This is a genomic window from Arthrobacter sp. MYb213 (assembly GCF_002979915.1).
GTDB lineage: Bacteria > Actinomycetota > Actinomycetes > Actinomycetales > Micrococcaceae > Glutamicibacter.
Genome location: NZ_PCQA01000003.1, coordinates 312,553 through 330,601, shown reverse-complemented (window position 1 = coordinate 330,601; position 18,049 = coordinate 312,553). Strand labels below are relative to the sequence as shown.

Here is an 18,049-nt window from a genome sequence, read left to right as displayed (position 1 = left end):
CACTCGGTTATTCCCCGGCTCTTCGGGTGCTTTAGTCTTCGTCTTCCCGGACGTCACACACGCAACAAGGAACAACGCCGGGCATGCGGAAGATCCCCCGCCACACAAGATGACGAGGGATCATTCGCGAAGAAAAAAGCTTAGCCCACCGGCTGCACACTGCGTTGCGCCGAAGCCTCACGACGTGCCCGCTGAGCCTTGAGCTCATTACGTGCCAAGGCGTTCTTATGTACCTCATCGGGGCCGTCAGCAAAACGCAAGGTGCGCACGTAGGCCGCGGATTCGGCAAGGATGAAGTCTTGGGAGAGGCCACCAGCCCCATGGATCTGGATCGCCTTGTCGATGATCCATTCCACGGCTGCCGGTGTGGCAATCTTAATCGCCTGAATTTCAGTGTGGGCACCCTTATTACCTACGGTATCCATCAACCACGCGGTCTTCAGCACCATCAGACGCAACTGTTCAATACGCACGCGGGATTCGGCGATCCAGTCACGGATCACGCCTTGTTCGCTGAGCTGTTTGCCGAAGGCGACCCGTTCATCGGCTCGCGCGCACATCATGTCGATGGCGCGTTCAGCCATGCCGATTGCACGCATGCAGTGGTGGATACGGCCTGGACCCAGACGTGCCTGAGCTATCGCGAAACCTTCGCCCTCGCCGCCGATGAGGTTACCTACCGGCACCCGAACATTCTCAAACAGCACCTCTGCGTGTCCGCCTGAATGATTATCGCTGTAACCCAACACTTCCATAGCACGGACTACCTTCACCCCCGGGGTGTCACGCGGAACCAGAATCTGGCTCTGCTGGCGGTGGCGGTGGGCGCTCGGATCGGTTTTGCCCATGACAATGAACAATTTACAGTTGGGGTTCATCGCACCAGAGATGAACCACTTACGCCCATTGATGACATAGTCATCACCGTCGCGTTCAATTCGTGTTTCCACATTCGTGGCATCCGAGGAAGCCACATCCGGTTCGGTCATCGCGAAGGCCGAACGGATTTCGCCTTCCAACAACGGCTCAAGCCACTGCCTCTTTTGTTCCTCGGTGCCAAACATTGATAGCAGTTCCATATTCCCGGTGTCCGGAGCTGAACAGTTCAACGCCGCTGGTGCCAAGAACTTGCTACGACCGGTAATTTCGGCCAACGGGGCGTACTGCAAGTTAGTAAGTCCGGCCCCCTCGGTACCCGGCAGGAAGAGGTTCCACAAGCCACGGCGTCTGGCCTCGGCCTGTAGCCGCTTCATGGTGGGAGAATCCGTGAAAGCATGGGTGTTTTCCATGCTCGCCAACTCTTCGGCATACCCTAGTTCTGCGGGGTATACGTGAGATTCCATAAAATCGGTGAGCTCTACCATCAGCGCTTCGGTGCGCTCGTCATGTGCGAATTCCATTACTTGTACTCCTTTAGTGATTCAAGCCCAAGCTCTAGGAGCAGTGGAACGGTGTTTCCACTGTCTTCAAATCCTTCGCCTACCATTTGTCCGTTCAGGTGCCGGTAGCGCACCCCTTCGGCGATACCTGCCAGTTTGAAACAGGCCAATCCCAGATGAAAACCAAACTTATCCAGTGAACGGCCACTTTCCCGTTCATAAATGGCCATGATTTCTTCTTCCGAGGGGTATCCGTCCGCCAAGGTGACATCCTTGGTGGCCGGATCGGCGGAATCCCAGGTTGAGATGATCCGTGCCCGGCGCTGGTAGGTCAGCATCAAGGCAAGGTCCAAGAGTGGATCCCCCAAGGTTGCCATCTCCCAGTCGATGACCGCAGCCGGCATATCATCGGCACCCATCAACACGTTGTCTAGGCGGAAATCTCCATGCACAATACCTGTGGCCGATTCGCTAGGAACAAGCTGCACCAATTTGTTGTACAGTTCCTCGGCTCCGGGAAGCTCACGGGTATGGGAAGCATCTAACTGTTTTTTCCACCTGTTGACCTGACGGGAAAGGAAGCCTTCGGGACGACCAAATTTCTCCAGCCCCACGACTGCTGGGTCAACACGGTGCAGTTTTGCTAGCGTGCGAATCAATTCGGTACCAATAGCCGCGGTGCGTTGAGCGCCCAGCGGGCGAATCTCCTCGGCATACCTATATGGCACGCCAGCTACGCGTTCCATAACGTAGAAGTCGGCACCCACCACGTCTTTGTCATTGCAGTAGGCAATCATCTTTGCCACCGGCACATCGGTAGCTTCCAAAGCCGCCGCGATCGTGTATTCGCGCCGCATGTCGTGGGCTGTTGCCATGATTTCGCCCAACGGCGGACGGCGAATAATCCAGTTGTTCACGCCGTCGCTAAGATCATAGGTCAGATTTGAGCGTCCACCCTGGATCAGGGTCGCACGCAGCTGACCCGTCACCAAACCCGGGCGTTCGGCATCCAACCAATGACGCAGTTTGTCCAGATCCAGTCCGGTTGGGGAAAGCGTGCTTGTCGCGTTTTCAACCATCAAACTCACGCCCTCGCAAATTCGGGGACGAGCGTCTCGTAGGTGATCTGCCCCTTCTTGATGCTTCCGAAGCTCTGCGCCACCCCGGCCATCTGCACCACCGTTTCTTTTTTGACCTTAAACATGTCTTGAAGTTTCGGAGCGATGGACTGGGCGTAATGCTCAATATATTCGCGCGCGATTTCCGGGGATGAATCGCCCAAGGCACTCTTATTGAGCAGCGCCGCGGCTTCCTCTGGCTTTTCTAAGATCCAATGATGCGCATCCCACTGACATTCCATCCACTGTTTGACCAGGTCCGGCTTCTGCTGCGCCATCTCTTCACGCACCGCAACCGCCAAGACCGCTTGATCACGCAACTTTGCCGGGACGTTTTGTTCGGCAAAGTCTAGAAGCACCGAGCCTCCTGTTTCCTTGGCAACATAGCGGGTGGAAGTCCACTGCACAGTCACATAAGCGTCCACGCGCTTCTGCTTCAGATTTGGAATGGCATTGGCAGTGGTTCCCACGGCTAGCGCGGTCACATCCGAATACTTCATGCCAGCCAACTCCAACGCCAGTTTCAGCTGCAGGTCGCTACCGGAACCGACACTTGTCACACCGACCTTTTTGCCCTTCAAGGAGGCCATCTTTTCTTCGAAGCTGGCCGACGCAGGCGGAGCTGAGAAACCTTCTCCGGTGACAATCCCATAGGAGGTCTCGGGGGTGCGGAAACCGACGAGTACCGGACGTTTGCCTTCTGAGCTATTTGCGTGCGTTGCCATCAGCAAGCCGGTGTCTGAGGCCAGACCGTCAATGGCTCCGGCAACCAACAGCTGGTAAGACTGCACACCACTTTGTGGAGTCAGATGTTTGGGGACATCTAGTCCATGGTTCGCATAATCCTTATTGGCCAGGTTGGCCGTGTCGATAAAGAATGAGTCACCGGGGAACGCTGCCACACCAAACTTTGTCAGGTCACCTTTTCCAGATCCACCACACGCAGTCAGCAACGACGCCGAGCCAACAGCCGCAGCTCCAAGACCGACAAATTTCAATAACGAGCGCCGAGATACCGCGCCGTTGAGCAGTTGCAGCCCGCCGGCAGCGGACCTTGAGTTTCCTGAGTCAAACATTTCTACTCCTGTGTTGTGATGCGTGCGGTGTAAACGTGCATTGGGTTTTAGACGGACTCCATGACGACGCGGCCAACTGTCTGGCCATCGGCCAGGCGTTGCAACGCGTCCGGGACTCCATCGAGGGTGAAACGCTCGGAAACAAACGGGCTAATTAGTCCGGCATCAGCCAGCTTGGTCAATTCGGCGTGGCATTGATCTACCAGTTCCGGCTTGCGGTCGTTATACAGGCCCCAGTGGATGCCCATAATCGAGTAGTTCTTCACCAATGCATGGTTGAGTTTTGCACTCTGAATCTCACCGCCGGCAAAACCGACCACGATTATTCGTCCTTCAAAGGCAATGCATTTGGTAGAACGCTGGTAGGTATCTCCGCCCACGGGGTCATAAATGACATCCGCTCCACGGCCATCGGTGGCGTCCTTGACCGCTTGCACAAAATCTTCGCTTCGGCGATCGATCACCAGATCGGCACCGAGCTTGCGCGCATATTCGGCTTTGGCCTGGCCACCGACCACGCCAATGACTGTGGCACCGGCGGCCTTACCCAACTGAATAGCTGCCGACCCCACACCACCGGCGGCTGCATGGACCAACAAGGTCTCCCCCGCAGCGATACGTGCCAGTCGGTGCAAGGCGAACCAACCGGTCTGGTAGCCAATGAAGAGACAGGAGGCTTGAGCGTTATCTAATGAGGCAGGAGCCTGATGCACCTTCGACTGGTCCATCAGCGCGTACTGGGCAAATCCCCCGTACGGCAAGGTGGTCAAGCCCAATACTCGATCGCCTACCGCGGCGCGAGTTACCTCTGGCCCGGTAGCCACTACCTCGGCGCAGACCTCTCGCCCCGGGGTAAATGGAAGGTCCGGCTTCACCTGGTAAATGCCACGGCACATGAGTACGTCGGGAAAGTTTGCGGCCGAGGCGAGAACTCGGACCGCTACTTGGCCCACACCGGGTGTGGGCACGTCGATATCACGCAGTTCGAGTACAGACGCTGGTTCGCCCAGCTCGGTGACGGACCAGGCCTTCAGCGTGCTTGGAAGAGTCATGGTTTTACTCCTCCTCGAAGTCGAGTAGCGGTTGCCCACTGGCAACCACATCACCCTCGGCAACGTGAATGCGCCCGACGGTACCGGCGTCTTCTGCCATCACCGGGATCTCCATTTTCATGGCTTCTAGAATCAAGAACACCTGGTCTTCTTCAACCTGGTCTCCCTCTTTAACCAAGATCTTCCAGACGTTTGCTCCCATGTCTGCATTGATTGTCTCTGCCATGATCAGGCGCTCCTTTGTGCGAGTTTTTCGAGTTTTGCTTGGGCTTTGAGACGCTGCTGGATTGTTTCAACCAGCCCGGTATCGTACTGTCCGGCAATAAATTCTTCGGTTTCCAGAATGGATTTTAAGAACGGCTGGTTGGTTACCAATCCTTGGATGGAAAAATCACTCAAGGCTTGTGTGGCACGGGCCAAGGCCTCCTCACGGTTCTCGCCCCACGCACAGGCCTTGGCTACCAAGGAGTCAAAGTGCTGGGTGACTTCGGTGCCTGCCTGGTACCCGGAATCCACACGGATCCCTGGACCTGTTGGTTCGCTCCACCCATCGATGGGGCCGGGACGTGGGAAGAACTTCTTCGGGTCTTCAGCACAGATCCGCAATTCAAATGCATGGCCTTGCTGCTGTGGGTCAAATCCGCTGGTAGTGCTACCCGTTGCGGCGATGCTCAACTGCTGCTCGATCAAATCAACACCGTGGGTCATCTCGGTGATCGGGTGTTCCACCTGAATACGGGTATTCATTTCAAGGAATACAAAGTCACCGCTGACGGTATCGAGCAAAAATTCCACGGTGCCCGCGTTACGGTAGCCCACCGAACCGGCTGCCGCGATCGCTGCCTCGCGCAGCTGTGCACGCACCGCCGGATCCAGGTGCGGTGCCGGCGATTCCTCAACCAACTTTTGGTGCCGACGTTGTGTGGAGCAGTCACGTTCGCCGAAGGCGATGATGGTTCCGTCATCAAGGCCTAGGACCTGGATTTCTACGTGACGGGCCGAAGCAACAAAGCGTTCCACAAAAACGCGATCCGAGCCGAAGCTGCGTCCGGCCATGGATTTTGTATTTTCGAAAGCCACACGCAGTTCCTCCGCCGTGTGCGCCACGGCCATGCCGATACCTCCACCGCCTGCCGAGGCCTTGACCATCACCGGATAACCCACACGTTCGGCTTCGGCCACGGCTTCATCCCCGGTCTCCAGCGCTGCGCCGGCATCCCCGCTGATTGGCACGCCGGCCGCAGCCACCGCACGCCGGGATTCAACCTTGTCGCCCATCACCTCGATGATTTCGGCCGAAGGCCCAACCCAGGTCAGGCCCGCTTGCGCCACGGCCCGGGCGAATCCTGCGTTTTCTGCCAAGAACCCGTACCCCGGGTGTACCGAGGTCGCGCCTGTAGCCTGGGCAATCTTGACGATCTGCGCGCCATCTAGATAAGCCTGCACCGGAATCTCACCGGTCAACTCGACGGCTTCGCTCGCCTCGGCCACGTACGGAAGGGACGCATCAACCTTGTGATATACCGCGATGGTACGCACGCCGAGCTGATTTGCGGTACGAATGATGCGACGGGCAATTTCGCCACGGTTGGCGATCAGCAAACTTTCGGGAAAAGTATTCATGGTTTTTCTCCTTAGAAACTCGTTGGCCAGGTTCGCAGCAGGTGTTCGCCCACACCGTTGCTTCGGGCACGGTAGTGGTCGCTCAGCGCACCGAGGATGTATTCGCGAGTTTCGGCCGGGTCGATAACCTGCTCAAATCCGAAGACCTGGGCTGTGTCATAGGCGGTGGTGCCCTTGTTCATTTCGGCCAGACGCAGTTCGTAAAGTTCCGGGTCGGTTTCCTTGTCAACGCCGTGAACCACCGATACCGCGGAGGTTGGATCCATGAAGCTCACCTCTGAAGACCACCAGCCTGCGGTGGAATCTGCGGTGCCGCCGCCGCCCATATTGATCAGCGCCTGACCGTAGTTTTTGCGCATGGTTACCGCGATTTTGGGAACGGTCACCAATGACAGAGCGTTCATCCAGTTAATGATTTTCCCTGCGACCTTGTTGCGTTCTGCTTCCAAGCCAATGAGGAATCCGGGCTGATCCACCAGGTGAATAATCGGGATGTTGTACGAATCGCACATCACCAAAAAGCTGGTGGCCTTGTCGCAGGCCGCCCCATCTAGGGCGCCGCCTTTAAACATCGGGTTGTTGGCTATGATGCCCACCGATTGGCCGCCAATGCGCGCCAACGCGGTGACCAAGGACTTGCCGTAGCGTGCCTTGATCGGGAACATCGATCCGGTATCAACTACCAACTCGATCACCTTACGCACGTCATAGGTTTTGGTGCGCTCTTCCGGAACGATGCTGCGGATCTCATCGGCACGGTCCCCGGAACCGGTAGGCACCGGTGCCAGCGGTGCGGTTTCGCCATTGTGTGAGGGAAGGTAGGACAGGAAGCGGCGGATCAGTTCAACCGCTTCCTCATCGCTAGAGGCCACCGCATCGGCAAATCCGGTGACTTCCGAATGCATCTTCCAGCCACCGAGTTCTTGCGGATCCACTTGCTGCCCGGTGGCGCGAGCGACCAGGTTGGGGCTAGATACTGCGAGCACCGCACCCTTGCGGAAGACCGCGAAGTCCGAGGCCATGGTGTGCCAAGCGGCCGAACCAAAGCAGTAACCAAAGGCCGCGGAAACCCACGGGCTTTCGCGCTGACGCAGGAAGCGGGTCTTGCCGTTGGCGCTGCCCATTCCGGAGCCACCCATGGCATCTGGCATGCGTACCCCGGTGGACTCGGACAGGTAGATCAACGGTTGACCGGTTTTGACTACCAGTTCCTTGAAGTGGGACATTTTCTTGTTACTTGTCGGCGACGACGAGGAGCCTTTGACGGTGAAGTCATAGGCGATGACACTGGCGCGGCGATTATCGATCTGCCCGCTGCCGGTGATCTTTCCGTCGGCAGGGGTTTTGTCGCGGTCTCCCGGGACCGAGGAGGTGACAAACAATCCTGACTCGCGGAAAGTTCCGGGGTCTAAGAGCAAGGCGATGCGTTCGCGGGCGTTAAGTTCACCCTTGGCCCGTCGGGTTTCGAGCTTCTTACTTCCGCCCATGGCCAGGGCGGCCAGACGACGGTTTTCATGCTCTTGCTCGCGGGTGAGTTTTTCATCCTCGGGCTTGGTTGCTTGCTGTGTCATGTCACTGATCCTTCATTGGTGCTTTGTGGGGCCGAAGGTTTTTATCGGCTTTGTTCGAGTACTGCACGCGCAGCGAGAGCTGCGTCTTCAAAGGTAGGGAATACCGGGATACCGGCGGTGCGGGCACGGTGTGCATAACCTTGGATGAGCTCTTCGGTTTGTGTGCTGCCATCGCTTTTGAGCACTAGCAGCTGGTGGGTTTGTGCGCTGGCTGCGTCACGGGCGGTGGCGATGGAATCAATGATGTTTCCGCTGACGTCCCCATGGGTGGCCCCGAGGTTTCGTTGGATGATTCCCACGTTGAGGTGGGTAATGAGCAGCGACGGGTCGCTACCTGCCAGTACCGCGCCGAGAATGTCCTCGGCGACCTCACCGTTTTTTACCGCCAAGGTTCCCGCTGGAACGTCAATCGGGTTATGAAAACCGTTGCCCGGGGGCAATTCCATGGATTCAAGTTGGGCGATGACCGCTTCGGGTAGTGCCGAAGTGCGCACCCCCTGGCGGTCTAATGCGTCGGCGCCGAGCACCGAAGCACCGCCTCCATTGCCAAATAACACTGCTTCAGACCCGCTGAGCTTAACCGACATATCCAAGGTGGACAGTGCGTGCAACGCGGTGGAGAAATCGGTGAGCGAATCAACCAGTGTGATTCCGGACTGGCGGGCAATAGCCGGCCAGAGTCGGTGGTTGCCTGACAGTGCGCCCGTGTGGCTGGTGGCCGCCCGGGATCCTTCGGCGGTCCGCCCACCGGCCAGCAGCACCACAGGCTTGCGGTGCGTGGCGGCGTTCAGTACCTCCATCACCTCGCGGGCTACCCCAATCGATTCGAGGTACAGGCCAATGACCTGCACCTGATCGTTGTTCAGGTGGGAGGCTACCAACTCGGCTGCATTAACATCCGCGCTATTGCCAATGCTCACCACCGAATGAAAATCGATGCCGCGCATCGCTCCCACCCGCAAAATGTCTACGCTCAGCCCGCCGGATTGGGAGACCACCGCGGTGGGACCGGGGGTGAGCGGTGCCTCGGGAAGAAATGAAAGTCGCCCCGCCGAGGCGTGGGTACCCAAGCAGTTCGGTCCAATAAGCCGAATCCCTGCCTTGCGCACGGTAGCCACCAGCTCGGCTTCTAACTCCTTACCTTCGGGCACTTCGCCAAAACCAGAGGAGATGACCTGGGCGAAACGCACCTTGCCGGCGCCGGCGGCCAAGGCCTGGGCAACTCGTGCCCCAGGCATCGCCACGTAGACATAATCGACTGGTTCGTCCAGGTCGGCGAGCGAAGCAATTGCAGGCAAGCCCTCGATGGTATCTGCTCCGGGATTGACCGGGATGATGGTGCCGGTAAACCCGTTGTCCGTCATATTGCGAATGAAACGGTTTGCCATGTTGGGGCGTTTGCTGCTGGCCCCGACGACGGCGACGCGTCGTGGTGCGAAGAGTGCTGAAAAATCGGTGGCGCCGTCAGTATTCGCCGCTGCGTGCTGCGCCTCATCGGGCTCAACCTCACCCACCACAAATCTGGCATCAACGGCTACCGCACGGGTTTCCGAGACGATCACCGGGTTCAGATCGATCTCGCGCACGTCTGCTGGCAGTGAGGCCAATAAGCCGTTTGGCCCGGCCAGCCGGGAGATGAGTTCAACCAAGGCGTTGATATCTGCCTTGATACCCCCGCGGGCGCCATTGAGGATTTTCATCCCCCGCAACTCGCCAAGCATGTCGTGGATTTGGGTTTCGCTCAAGGGGGCCAGACCAAAGGCTACATCTTCGAAGACTTCAACCATGACGCCACCCAGGCCAACCATCACGCTCCAGCCCAGACCCGGCACGCGAACGGCGCCGACGATAATTTCGTGGCCGGCGGGAATCATTTCCTCAACGAGCAGTCCAACCAGTTCGTGGCCGTGTGCTGCCAGCGACTGGCTCATCTCGGCGCTCACAGCTGCGATTTCGGAACGGGTGACCCCCACACGGACACCACCGGCGTCAGACTTGTGCACCAAGGTGGGGCAGATCGCCTTCACCACCAGCGGTTCGCGCAGATTCTCCGGAACTTGCTGGCCGAGCGAAATTTCTACGCCCTGCGGGGTGTCAATACCGTAAGCGGCGAGCACAGATTTGCCCTCGGCTTCGGTGAACATCGCAGATTCCCGGGTCTTCGCCTGGGCGATGAACTCCTCGACGCTGCGTGCGTTACTCGTCTTTGCTGTTTCGACTGACAACTAACTACCTCACTGGACATTGGAGCTGAGCGCCGATTCGTGCGCTAAGTGTGTTCCAAGTCTCTCTAGGGTTGCCTAGTGTGTGAAGCCAAAATACGCTGGCACGGTGATATGACTGCGCTATCGAACCCCCTATCACCAACGCCATTTCTCACGAAAGGCCTACTCAAACGCTTTCATCTCCGCACCTCAAAAAACGTGAAGGCCGGCGAACAACAGGGCGCAGGGTTCGAAGCATGACAAAAATAGCCCGGCACATGCGCTAAGCGTGTACCGGGCTGTCTGAGGATGTCGACTAAAAACGCACCCAAGGTGAGTTAGAAGGCTGCGGATTTTGCCGTTTCACGTAGCAAACGCAGGAAGGCTTGCACCGCCGAGGAGCGGGATTCATCTTTGCGAACCACCGCCGACAACTTTGCCGAAGCCCAAGGATAAGGCAAGGGGATCAGCGAGATCCCGCCACCGCTTTGCGTGGATTCAAGCAGGGTATTGGCGATCGAGACACCTACGCCCGCACGCGTCATGGCCCGCGTTGCTTCGGCGTTGGGCGTCGTATAAACAATCTTGGCTTCAACACCTTCTAGCAAACGTTCAAAGGCCACGCGGAGAATGCTTGATTCTGCCGGGAAGATTAATGGTTGGCCCTCCAGATCTTGAGGATTAAATTCGTCTTTAAGGGCTAAGGGGTGATCTTCGTGCACCGCAAGCACCAGCCTGCCGGTGAGCAGATCCATGTGATGCAATAGCGCATCTTCTCCTGCGGTGAGCTCGATACCTGGCAGCCGGGTCACTAACCCCACATCAAGATTTCCTGCCAGAACTCCTTGCACCACTAATTTTGAGGGACCCTCATCTACATCAAAACGCACATTAGGAAATTCAGACAACAAACGCTTAACGGTGCGCGGCAAAATGGTTTGGGAACCCGACGGCACCGTACCGAGCCGGACGGTGCCTAACTTCAGCCCGCCGATAGCGCTGGCCTCCTCACGTAACATTCGTTCGGCCAACACGGCGGCTTCCACATGCGGCAGAATCCTTTCGGCCGCATAGGTCGGGCGCACGCCCTTGGCTCCGCGAGTCACCAAGATGACGCCCAGGTCTTCTTCGAGTCGTTGGACCTGATTAGTGATCGTGGGCTGGGATATATCCAACTCTTTGGCCGCCTGGCGGAACGAACCGGTTCGCAACGCTGCTTCCAGATATCGTAATTGTGCAAATCTCAAGAAAGCTTCTCCTCGTTGAGCGCGATCGAAACCGGCCGCCCGCTAACGTTACCGCGATCACATTCATTTAGTTCAATTATCGCGTGACTTCACGAGTAGTCGCCGACTCTAGATGCACCCTCCAATCCGTAAAGCTCGTCCACACCCGAAGGCTCCCGGGTCAGTGCGCCACCCTCAACAGGAAGGGTGCTTCCGGTGATATAACCAGCGGCCGGAGAAAGTAAAAAGACAATAGCAGCGGCAATTTCAAAGGGTTGACCCAGCCGGCCAAGCAATGGCTTGGAGCGCAGGATCTGCTCATCGCTGTCACTGCGCTGTCGAGAGGACATCCGCGGTGAGAGGAAAAGGCCCGGGGCTACCGCGTTTACCCGCACCCCGCGCGGACCATGTTCTTGGGCAAGTTGCTTTACCCAGGCTTCTAACGCCGCCTTGGCCGGCGCGTAGCCCGGTGCCATTCGTCCTCCGCGAGCGGCGATCAGGCTGGAAACGTAGACAATGGCCCCTTGATCAACCATTGGAGCCAGCACGCGTCCGGTGAGAAAGGCATGGCCCAGATTTGTTTTAAAGTCCTGCTCCCACGCCAGCAGCGAATACTCCGACATGTCCTTGTGGTGCATTTGCCCCACCACATCCACAAAACCGTCAAGTTTCCCGAACCGCTCGCCCGCCTGCTTCCCAACGATCTCTACGCCCTGCTCGGTGGTGGCGTCGGCTACCAGATAGGCCATGCCTAATTCTTCGGCGAGCGCGGTCAACGGTTCGTCATTGATGTCAATGCCAAGCACCGAGCCGCCCAGAGCGATGATTGTTCGGGCAACATGTTCGCCCAGTCCGCTGCCGGCACCGACTACAACGTAGTTCTTGCCCTCCAGACTAAATAGTCGGTGATGTTCGATTTCGCGTGCCTGTACTGGTTGCGCCGGATTAGGGATGTTCATTTACTTCCTTAAAGTGTCAATGCCACCGCCCGGAAAGCGCGGGAGCTTGCCGGGCCGTGGGCCATCCGTAGGATTTGGAAACTAACGGCTTCGCTTGGCCACGTTCTTTTCCATCAGTGAGATCGATAGATCCATGAGCATGGACAACAAGCCCATAGCGAGCAGAATCGCAAAAGTCTGATCTACGTGGAAGTTGTTGGTGACCACCACAAGGCGTTGGCCAAGGCCGGTGTAAGAACCGACCATTTCGGAAACCACCGCACCGAGCACCGAATAGACCGCGCCAAGACGTAATCCACCGACAATTGCTGGCAAAGCCGACGGAAATTCAATTTTGAAGAAGCGCTGGCGCGCGCTCATCCCCAACGACGTGGTCAGCTGTTTGATGTCATGATCAATGCCGACCAATGCCCCCAAAGTACTAGTCAACAACACGAAGTACACCACGCTGAAAGCCACCAGTGCCTTGGGCCCAAAACCGAGCCCAAACCACAGAATAAAGATCGGGGCGAGCGCCGGACGTGGAAGGCTGTTGATGAGGGTCAACAGCGGCTGCGCCGCGGTATGCAACACCGGAACGTGGGCAAAGAGCACGCCGGAGAGAATTCCGAGTACCGCACCGGCGATCAGGCCAACGAGCGCTCCAGAGAACGTGGCAAGCACATCAACCCAGAATGTACTGTCCGTAAGCTGGACAATAAACGCGGTAGCAACGTCTAACGGAGTGGAAACCAGGGTTGAATCCATAAGACCCGTCGAGGTGACAACCTGCCAGACAGCGACAAAAATTGCCAGTGCCCCAAGACGTAACCCCCAAACGAGAGCCTTATTCTTCTGCTTTGTCCGGCGCCGTTCGACAAGAATTGAACTGTCTTCATAGGCTGGCGGTTTTTGAATTGTCGCGACCATGCCATTCGATTGCGTATTGGGTTCCATGATGAATCCGTCCCTACCGGTAAATACTACGAGTCGTTTATGCGTTGCTGGCTTGTCGCACGAGCTTGCCATCTAGTGGCGAAGAAGTATGCGGACCGCCGGTCACTTGAAGTACGGTGCCGGTGATGAAACTTGCTGCCTCAGAGGATAGATAAATGCAGGCGTCGGCGACTTCTTCGGGCAGACCTACGCGGCCCAAGGCCAAGAATTCTCCAAACTTCTTCTCCGTGTCCCCCTGGGCAAAACGTGAGGACGGAGTCAAGGTGGCACCGGGCTCAACACAATTCACCCGGATCCCACGCTCCGCCCATTCCCAGGACATGGTTTTGGTCAACGAAGCCAGGGCCGCCTTGGCCGCGGCATAGGCGCCACGCATCGGGTGAGCATAGTTCGCCGAACCCGAACCGACATTGACGATCGTCCCACCGCCCTGGGCTTCGAAGACCGGAAGCACCGCGCACGCCATGTGGAAAGGTCCGTTCAGGTTCGTTCCGATGGTTGCATTCCACGCGTTAGCCGAAAGGTCCTCAAGTCGGCTCGCAAAGTTGCCACCCGCATTGTTGATTAGCACGTCGATACGACCAAAATTCTCCAGCGCCGCCTGCACAATCCGTTGTGCGGTTTCGGGCTCTTTGATGTTTCCGGTGACAATGACGGCCTTACGTCCGGTCGCCTCAATGGCCTCGGCCCGTTCTTGCAGAGACTCGGCTTTTCGCCCGTGGATCACCACGTCGGCGCCGGCCTGAGCGTACTTCAGTGCCAGCGCTCCACCGATGCCACCCGAGGCCCCGGTGACGATGACAACCTGGTCGGTGAAGTCATAAGTGACGGTTCCGGCCTTCTTCTTTGCGGTGGTGGTTGGGGTGTTCGACATTGAATGTCCTCCTAGATGGTGCACGCCGAGAATGGGTAAAACACCCAGTGTCGGAACGGCAGAAAACCTAATACAGTGCTTCTGGAAAAGCTTGCTGTGACTCAGCCCACGTTGCAAGATTCCAGTGCCTATCGTGGCGATAGCCGGGTAGAGGCCCACTTTTCCTTGACCCCGACCCCTTGAGTGGAAGACGATTCATTAACCATAGGGTGACGCACAGCACATCAACTGTTGTGTGGATCTACAGCCTTCCAGCACTCACTAGCACCGGCAACCGGTTCAAATGGTGCGCCGGCCCAGCACCCTTCAGCAGTTTCAGAGGGGTCTTAGCCCAAAATTTTCGATTGGAGCGAACATGCCTAATCCGCCACTCAGCTCGGTGCGCGACAGTGAGCCATCAATGACCAGTTCACCGGCCACACCGACCGAAACTCAGGGAGCCCGAGGCGTCTCGGTACAGTTCCAAGGCGTTAACCACAGCTTCCTGCATGGAGACCGTCCGGTACGCGTACTGAACGATTTTGACCTCGACATTCAACCTTCGGAGTTTGTCAGCCTCGTTGGCCCCTCAGGTTGCGGCAAAACCACCGCACTGGGAATGCTCGGCAACCTGGTCTCGCCACGCGCCGGCCGGGTGCTGATCGATGGTTCCCCGGTCAGTCCGGGCAGCAATGAGGCAGCCTTCCTCTTCGCCCGGGATGCATTGCTTCCGTGGCGTCGGGTGCGTTCAAATGTCGAACTTGGCATGGAAGTACGCGGGGTGCCACCACAGCAACGCCGCGAACGCGCCGAAGAATGGTTGCATAAGGTTCGTCTTCACGAATTCGCCGACTCCGACGTATTACATCTTTCTCAGGGTATGCGTCAGCGCGTGGCCATTGCCCGGACGCTGGTGCAGAATCCCAAGGTACTTTTGATGGATGAGCCCTTCGCCGCCTTGGACGCGCAGACACGCGCCATTCAGCAAGAAGAGTTCACCAAACTTTGGGAGGCCGAACGCCCCACCGTCATCTTCGTGACACACGATCTGGAGGAAGCCATTTTGATGAGTGACCGCGTGGTGCTCATGGCTAGCCGACCTGGCCGTATCGTGGCAGACATGAAGATTGAGCTTGAACGTCCACGCAGCCAAGAAATGCGCAGGGATTCGCCGTTGTTTAAGGAATACTTCCACGAGATGTCCGACCGCCTGCGCGACGAGGTTGAGATGGCCGAACAGCGCCTTCGAGATGAGCGTAAAAATGCCTCATGAGACACTGCAAAAGCTGAGTGGATCCGATGGTTCCACCATCGTGTATCGCCGTTATGGCACCGGCCCGCGCGTGCTTACCGCCCTGCATTCGCTGGCGTTAGACGGCTCCTGGTACGAACCATTAGCCACGGTGCTCGACGCAGATTACAGCATTCTTGCCCCTGATTTTAGGGGTCATGGGCAAAGCACTCAGGGAAGTTCGCCGGTCTCCCTATCCCTGGTAGCCAAGGACATCGCCGCCATGTGGGAGGCCGAAAACGTTGAACACACAGTCGTTATGGGGATCTCCTTAGGCGGCATGGTCGCCCAAGCAGTAACTGGCAGTTTCCCTGAAAAAGTGGATGCCCAAATCTTGATGGCTACCCGCGGCGCCTTCGACGAAACCGCCGCCCAGGGCACCCGAGCGCGCGCAGCCGAAGTACGAGCCCCGCAAGGACTATTTGATGCTCTCGAACCAACCATGCATCGTTGGTTTGGTGACGAATCACAAAACAGCGAATCACCACTGGTACGCAAAGCCCGTGAGCAGTGGCTACAGGCTGGCGGGGACACCATCGCGGACTACTTTGAAGCCATGACGCAGGTCGGCGAGTTCCAACTGCAAAATCCACCACCGACGCTGGTAGTGGCCGGCGATGATGACCGCAGTACCGCCCGTCCGGTCATCGAAGCTCTCGCGGCGCAAATCCCTGGTGCCAAGCTGGTCTTCGCCCACGGTGGGCACCTGGTTGCGTTCGACAACCCCGATGAGGTGGCCAGGGTCATTCGTCCATTCCTCGACCACCTGGACTGCTGGTCACGTTAAACACCAAGATTTTGATCTTTTACCTTCATTGCACTACGGAGACGACATGCACACCACGCTGGAACGACACTACGCGCAGCTACTCGAAGATGACCTGCGCGCTCATCATGACGGGTTCCAATCCCCCGCCCTGATCATGCTCACCGCCCATATCACCGAAGACGCCAGCGTACTTCGTGATGAATGGCGCCCCAGCATCCCCGCGCTTCCGATCAGCGGTCTGAGCCCCGAGGTTGAGGCCGAAGCTGTCAACTACTGCATCGACCGGTTGGCACCCTACCTTGAGGATCAAGCACATTGGGCTGCGAAACCCACCGAGCAAATGCGTCTGGCCATGACCAAATGGCTGCTCAGCGCAGAAAACGACGACGCATATGCGCTTTCTGAGGTTTCTTTTGTCCCTAACGACACGGATCCCCGTCAACCGGGATGGTCGCTAGATCAGCTTCAACCTGACACCAAACTGAACGCCATCGTGATTGGGGCAGGCTTTTCCGGCCTGCTGGCCGGGCTACGTCTCAAACAGGCTGGCGTCCCATTCAAAATCATTGAAAAGAGCCATGATGTAGGAGGCACGTGGTGGGAAAACACCTACCCTGATTGCCGCACCGACGTACGCAGTCACATCTACACCTACTCATTTACCCAGCATGATTGGGAAACCCACTTTGGGCGCCAAGAAAAAATCCATGAGTACCTGCACAAGTTCGCCGCCGACAACGGTCTCCTTGAGCACATGGTCTTCGGCAAGGAAGTCACCGCCACCGTGTGGAATGAGGAAAGCAGCACTTGGATGCTCACCACCCGTCAGTCGGACGGCAGTGAAGAAAATTTTGAGTCAAACATCGTGGTCAGCGCCGTCGGCCAGCTCAACCGCCCCTCCATTCCGAACTTGCCGGGCCTCGATAGCTTCACCGGCCCGGTAGTTCATTCGGCCCGCTGGGACCACGAACTGGATTTCGCCGGCAAAAAGGTTGTGGTCATCGGCACCGGCGCCAGTGCCTTGCAGTTCGCTCCGGCCGTTGCGAAAGTTGCCGAGAAGCTGACCATCTTCCAGCGCAGCGCGCCCTGGCTACGCAAGACCCCGGTGCTACGCCAAAATATTGAGGATCATGAACGCTGGTTACTGCTAAACCTGAACCAGTACCGAGCTTTCTACCGTTACTCACTGTTCCTGCCGCGAGTGGTGGGTAATTTGGCTGCAGCAACCGTGGATCCGGATTACCCGCCCACCGAGTTCGCAGTATCTGCCGCCAATGAGAGATTGCGCGCGGATCTGACCTCTTACTTAGAGGAACAGGCAGGTGATGACGAAGAGCTACGCAAGGCAATTATTCCGAATTATCCGCCGGCCGCCAAGCGCATCATCTGTGACGATGGAACCTGGGTGAAGACCCTCAAACGCGACAACGTTCGGCTGGTCAGCCAGGGTGTGAACCGTGTAGATGAAACCGGCGTATGGCTGGGTGACGAACATATCGACGCGGACATTATTTTGCTAGGCACCGGTTTTAAAGCTTCTGATTTCTTGCTTCCCATGAGCGTCAGCGGAATCGATGGGAAGGACCTGCACGAAACCTGGGGCATTGATGCCAGCGCCTACATGGGCACCTCGCTACCGGGCTACCCGAATTTCTTCTGCATGTACGGACCAAATACCAACACCGTTATCCACGGCAATCTGGTCTTTTTCCTCGAATGCCAAGCCAACTACATCGTTGAGGCCGTAAAAACCCTGGCAGAAACCGGAAAGAAGTCACTGGACCTGAGAAGCGACGTATTCGAGGTCTATGACCAACGTGTAGTCGCCGAAAGCGCCAAGCGCACCTGGGGCTGGTCCAAAACCCATAGCTGGTATATGAACGCCGAGGGCCGCTCCACCATCATGTGGCCGTTGCCAGCCCGTGAATATTACGAGGGTACGCTCACGCTAAACACCGACGAATACGAACTTCGCTAAACCCACAGAATCAA

General features: G+C 57.4%; 15 protein-coding genes. 3 read left to right on the top strand and 12 right to left on the bottom strand.

Annotated elements, in window-relative coordinates:
* Nucleotides 1-140 precede the first annotated feature (140 nt).
* The 12 genes from CQ011_RS09035 to CQ011_RS08980 form a co-directional block, all read right to left on the bottom strand.
* The gene (locus tag CQ011_RS09035) at nt 141-1,400 is read right to left on the bottom strand and encodes an acyl-CoA dehydrogenase family protein (protein WP_105677040.1); all 1,260 of its coding nucleotides are present in this window, start codon (nt 1,398-1,400) and stop codon (nt 141-143) included.
* On the bottom strand, nt 1,400-2,458 hold the full coding sequence (locus CQ011_RS09030) for a phosphotransferase family protein (RefSeq protein ID WP_105677038.1): 1,059 nt from the start codon (nt 2,456-2,458) through the stop codon (nt 1,400-1,402). Before CQ011_RS09030 ends, CQ011_RS09035 begins: the two co-directional genes overlap by 1 nt.
* Before the next feature lie 5 nt (nt 2,459-2,463).
* Complete coding sequence (locus tag CQ011_RS09025) at nt 2,464-3,573, bottom strand: ABC transporter substrate-binding protein (RefSeq protein WP_105677035.1); 1,110 nt, start codon at nt 3,571-3,573, stop codon at nt 2,464-2,466.
* A gap of 47 nt (nt 3,574-3,620) precedes the next feature.
* Nucleotides 3,621-4,625 (bottom strand): NADPH:quinone oxidoreductase family protein, encoded by a 1,005-nt coding sequence (locus CQ011_RS09020; protein WP_219844197.1) that lies wholly within the window; start codon nt 4,623-4,625, stop codon nt 3,621-3,623.
* A gap of 4 nt (nt 4,626-4,629) precedes the next feature.
* Nucleotides 4,630-4,851, bottom strand: a complete 222-nt coding sequence (locus CQ011_RS09015) for a biotin/lipoyl-binding carrier protein (protein ID WP_105677033.1) — start codon at nt 4,849-4,851, stop codon at nt 4,630-4,632.
* A gap of 2 nt (nt 4,852-4,853) precedes the next feature.
* A complete protein-coding gene (locus tag CQ011_RS09010) occupies nt 4,854-6,248 on the bottom strand; it encodes an acetyl-CoA carboxylase biotin carboxylase subunit (RefSeq protein ID WP_105677030.1) in 1,395 nt (464 codons plus the stop codon).
* A gap of 11 nt (nt 6,249-6,259) precedes the next feature.
* A complete protein-coding gene (locus CQ011_RS09005; protein ID WP_105677026.1) occupies nt 6,260-7,819 on the bottom strand; it encodes an acyl-CoA carboxylase subunit beta in 1,560 nt (519 codons plus the stop codon).
* A gap of 41 nt (nt 7,820-7,860) precedes the next feature.
* Nucleotides 7,861-10,044: an acetate--CoA ligase family protein gene (locus CQ011_RS09000; protein WP_146112593.1), complete on the bottom strand. Its 2,184-nt coding sequence runs from the start codon at nt 10,042-10,044 to the stop codon at nt 7,861-7,863.
* A gap of 317 nt (nt 10,045-10,361) precedes the next feature.
* Nucleotides 10,362-11,270: a LysR family transcriptional regulator gene (locus CQ011_RS08995; RefSeq protein ID WP_105677019.1), complete on the bottom strand. Its 909-nt coding sequence runs from the start codon at nt 11,268-11,270 to the stop codon at nt 10,362-10,364.
* A gap of 89 nt (nt 11,271-11,359) precedes the next feature.
* A complete protein-coding gene (locus CQ011_RS08990) occupies nt 11,360-12,208 on the bottom strand; it encodes an SDR family NAD(P)-dependent oxidoreductase (RefSeq protein WP_105677016.1) in 849 nt (282 codons plus the stop codon).
* A gap of 81 nt (nt 12,209-12,289) precedes the next feature.
* Complete coding sequence (locus CQ011_RS08985; RefSeq protein WP_181148055.1) at nt 12,290-13,144, bottom strand: ABC transporter permease; 855 nt, start codon at nt 13,142-13,144, stop codon at nt 12,290-12,292.
* 37 nt (nt 13,145-13,181) lie between these two features.
* A complete protein-coding gene (locus tag CQ011_RS08980; protein WP_105677008.1) occupies nt 13,182-14,018 on the bottom strand; it encodes an SDR family NAD(P)-dependent oxidoreductase in 837 nt (278 codons plus the stop codon).
* 355 nt (nt 14,019-14,373) lie between these two features.
* Between CQ011_RS08980 and CQ011_RS08975 the strand changes: the two genes are divergently transcribed.
* The 3 genes from CQ011_RS08975 to CQ011_RS08965 are packed head-to-tail and all read left to right on the top strand — an operon-like array spanning nt 14,374 to nt 18,035.
* Nucleotides 14,374-15,270 carry an ABC transporter ATP-binding protein gene (locus CQ011_RS08975; RefSeq protein WP_181148054.1) on the top strand — a complete coding sequence of 299 codons (897 nt, stop codon included), beginning with the start codon at nt 14,374-14,376 and terminating at the stop codon, nt 15,268-15,270.
* Entirely contained in the window at nt 15,260-16,075 is an 816-nt protein-coding gene (locus CQ011_RS08970) for an alpha/beta fold hydrolase (RefSeq protein WP_181148053.1), read from the top strand. The genes CQ011_RS08975 and CQ011_RS08970 overlap by 11 nt, the downstream gene beginning before the upstream one ends.
* Nucleotides 16,076-16,121: 46 nt before the next feature.
* Nucleotides 16,122-18,035 carry a flavin-containing monooxygenase gene (locus CQ011_RS08965; protein ID WP_181148052.1) on the top strand — a complete coding sequence of 638 codons (1,914 nt, stop codon included), beginning with the start codon at nt 16,122-16,124 and terminating at the stop codon, nt 18,033-18,035.
* The last annotated feature ends 14 nt before the right edge of the window (nt 18,036-18,049 follow it).

Excerpts from the sequence above, each read along its gene's own strand:
- CQ011_RS09035 (WP_105677040.1), bottom strand. The coding sequence starts at position 1,400 with ATGGAATTCGCACATGACGAGCGCACCGAAGCGCTGATGGTAGAGCTC.
- CQ011_RS09030 (WP_105677038.1), bottom strand. The coding sequence starts at position 2,458 with ATGGTTGAAAACGCGACAAGCACGCTTTCCCCAACCGGACTGGATCTG.
- CQ011_RS09025 (WP_105677035.1), bottom strand. The coding sequence starts at position 3,573 with ATGTTTGACTCAGGAAACTCAAGGTCCGCTGCCGGCGGGCTGCAACTG.
- CQ011_RS09020 (WP_219844197.1), bottom strand. The coding sequence starts at position 4,625 with ATGACTCTTCCAAGCACGCTGAAGGCCTGGTCCGTCACCGAGCTGGGC.
- CQ011_RS09015 (WP_105677033.1), bottom strand. The coding sequence starts at position 4,851 with ATGGCAGAGACAATCAATGCAGACATGGGAGCAAACGTCTGGAAGATC.
- CQ011_RS09010 (WP_105677030.1), bottom strand. The coding sequence starts at position 6,248 with ATGAATACTTTTCCCGAAAGTTTGCTGATCGCCAACCGTGGCGAAATT.
- CQ011_RS09005 (WP_105677026.1), bottom strand. The coding sequence starts at position 7,819 with ATGACACAGCAAGCAACCAAGCCCGAGGATGAAAAACTCACCCGCGAG.
- CQ011_RS08990 (WP_105677016.1), bottom strand. The coding sequence starts at position 12,208 with ATGAACATCCCTAATCCGGCGCAACCAGTACAGGCACGCGAAATCGAA.
- CQ011_RS08985 (WP_181148055.1), bottom strand. The coding sequence starts at position 13,144 with ATGGAACCCAATACGCAATCGAATGGCATGGTCGCGACAATTCAAAAA.
- CQ011_RS08980 (WP_105677008.1), bottom strand. The coding sequence starts at position 14,018 with ATGTCGAACACCCCAACCACCACCGCAAAGAAGAAGGCCGGAACCGTC.
- CQ011_RS08975 (WP_181148054.1), top strand. The coding sequence starts at position 14,374 with ATGCCTAATCCGCCACTCAGCTCGGTGCGCGACAGTGAGCCATCAATG.
- CQ011_RS08970 (WP_181148053.1), top strand. The coding sequence starts at position 15,260 with ATGCCTCATGAGACACTGCAAAAGCTGAGTGGATCCGATGGTTCCACC.
- CQ011_RS08965 (WP_181148052.1), top strand. The coding sequence starts at position 16,122 with ATGCACACCACGCTGGAACGACACTACGCGCAGCTACTCGAAGATGAC.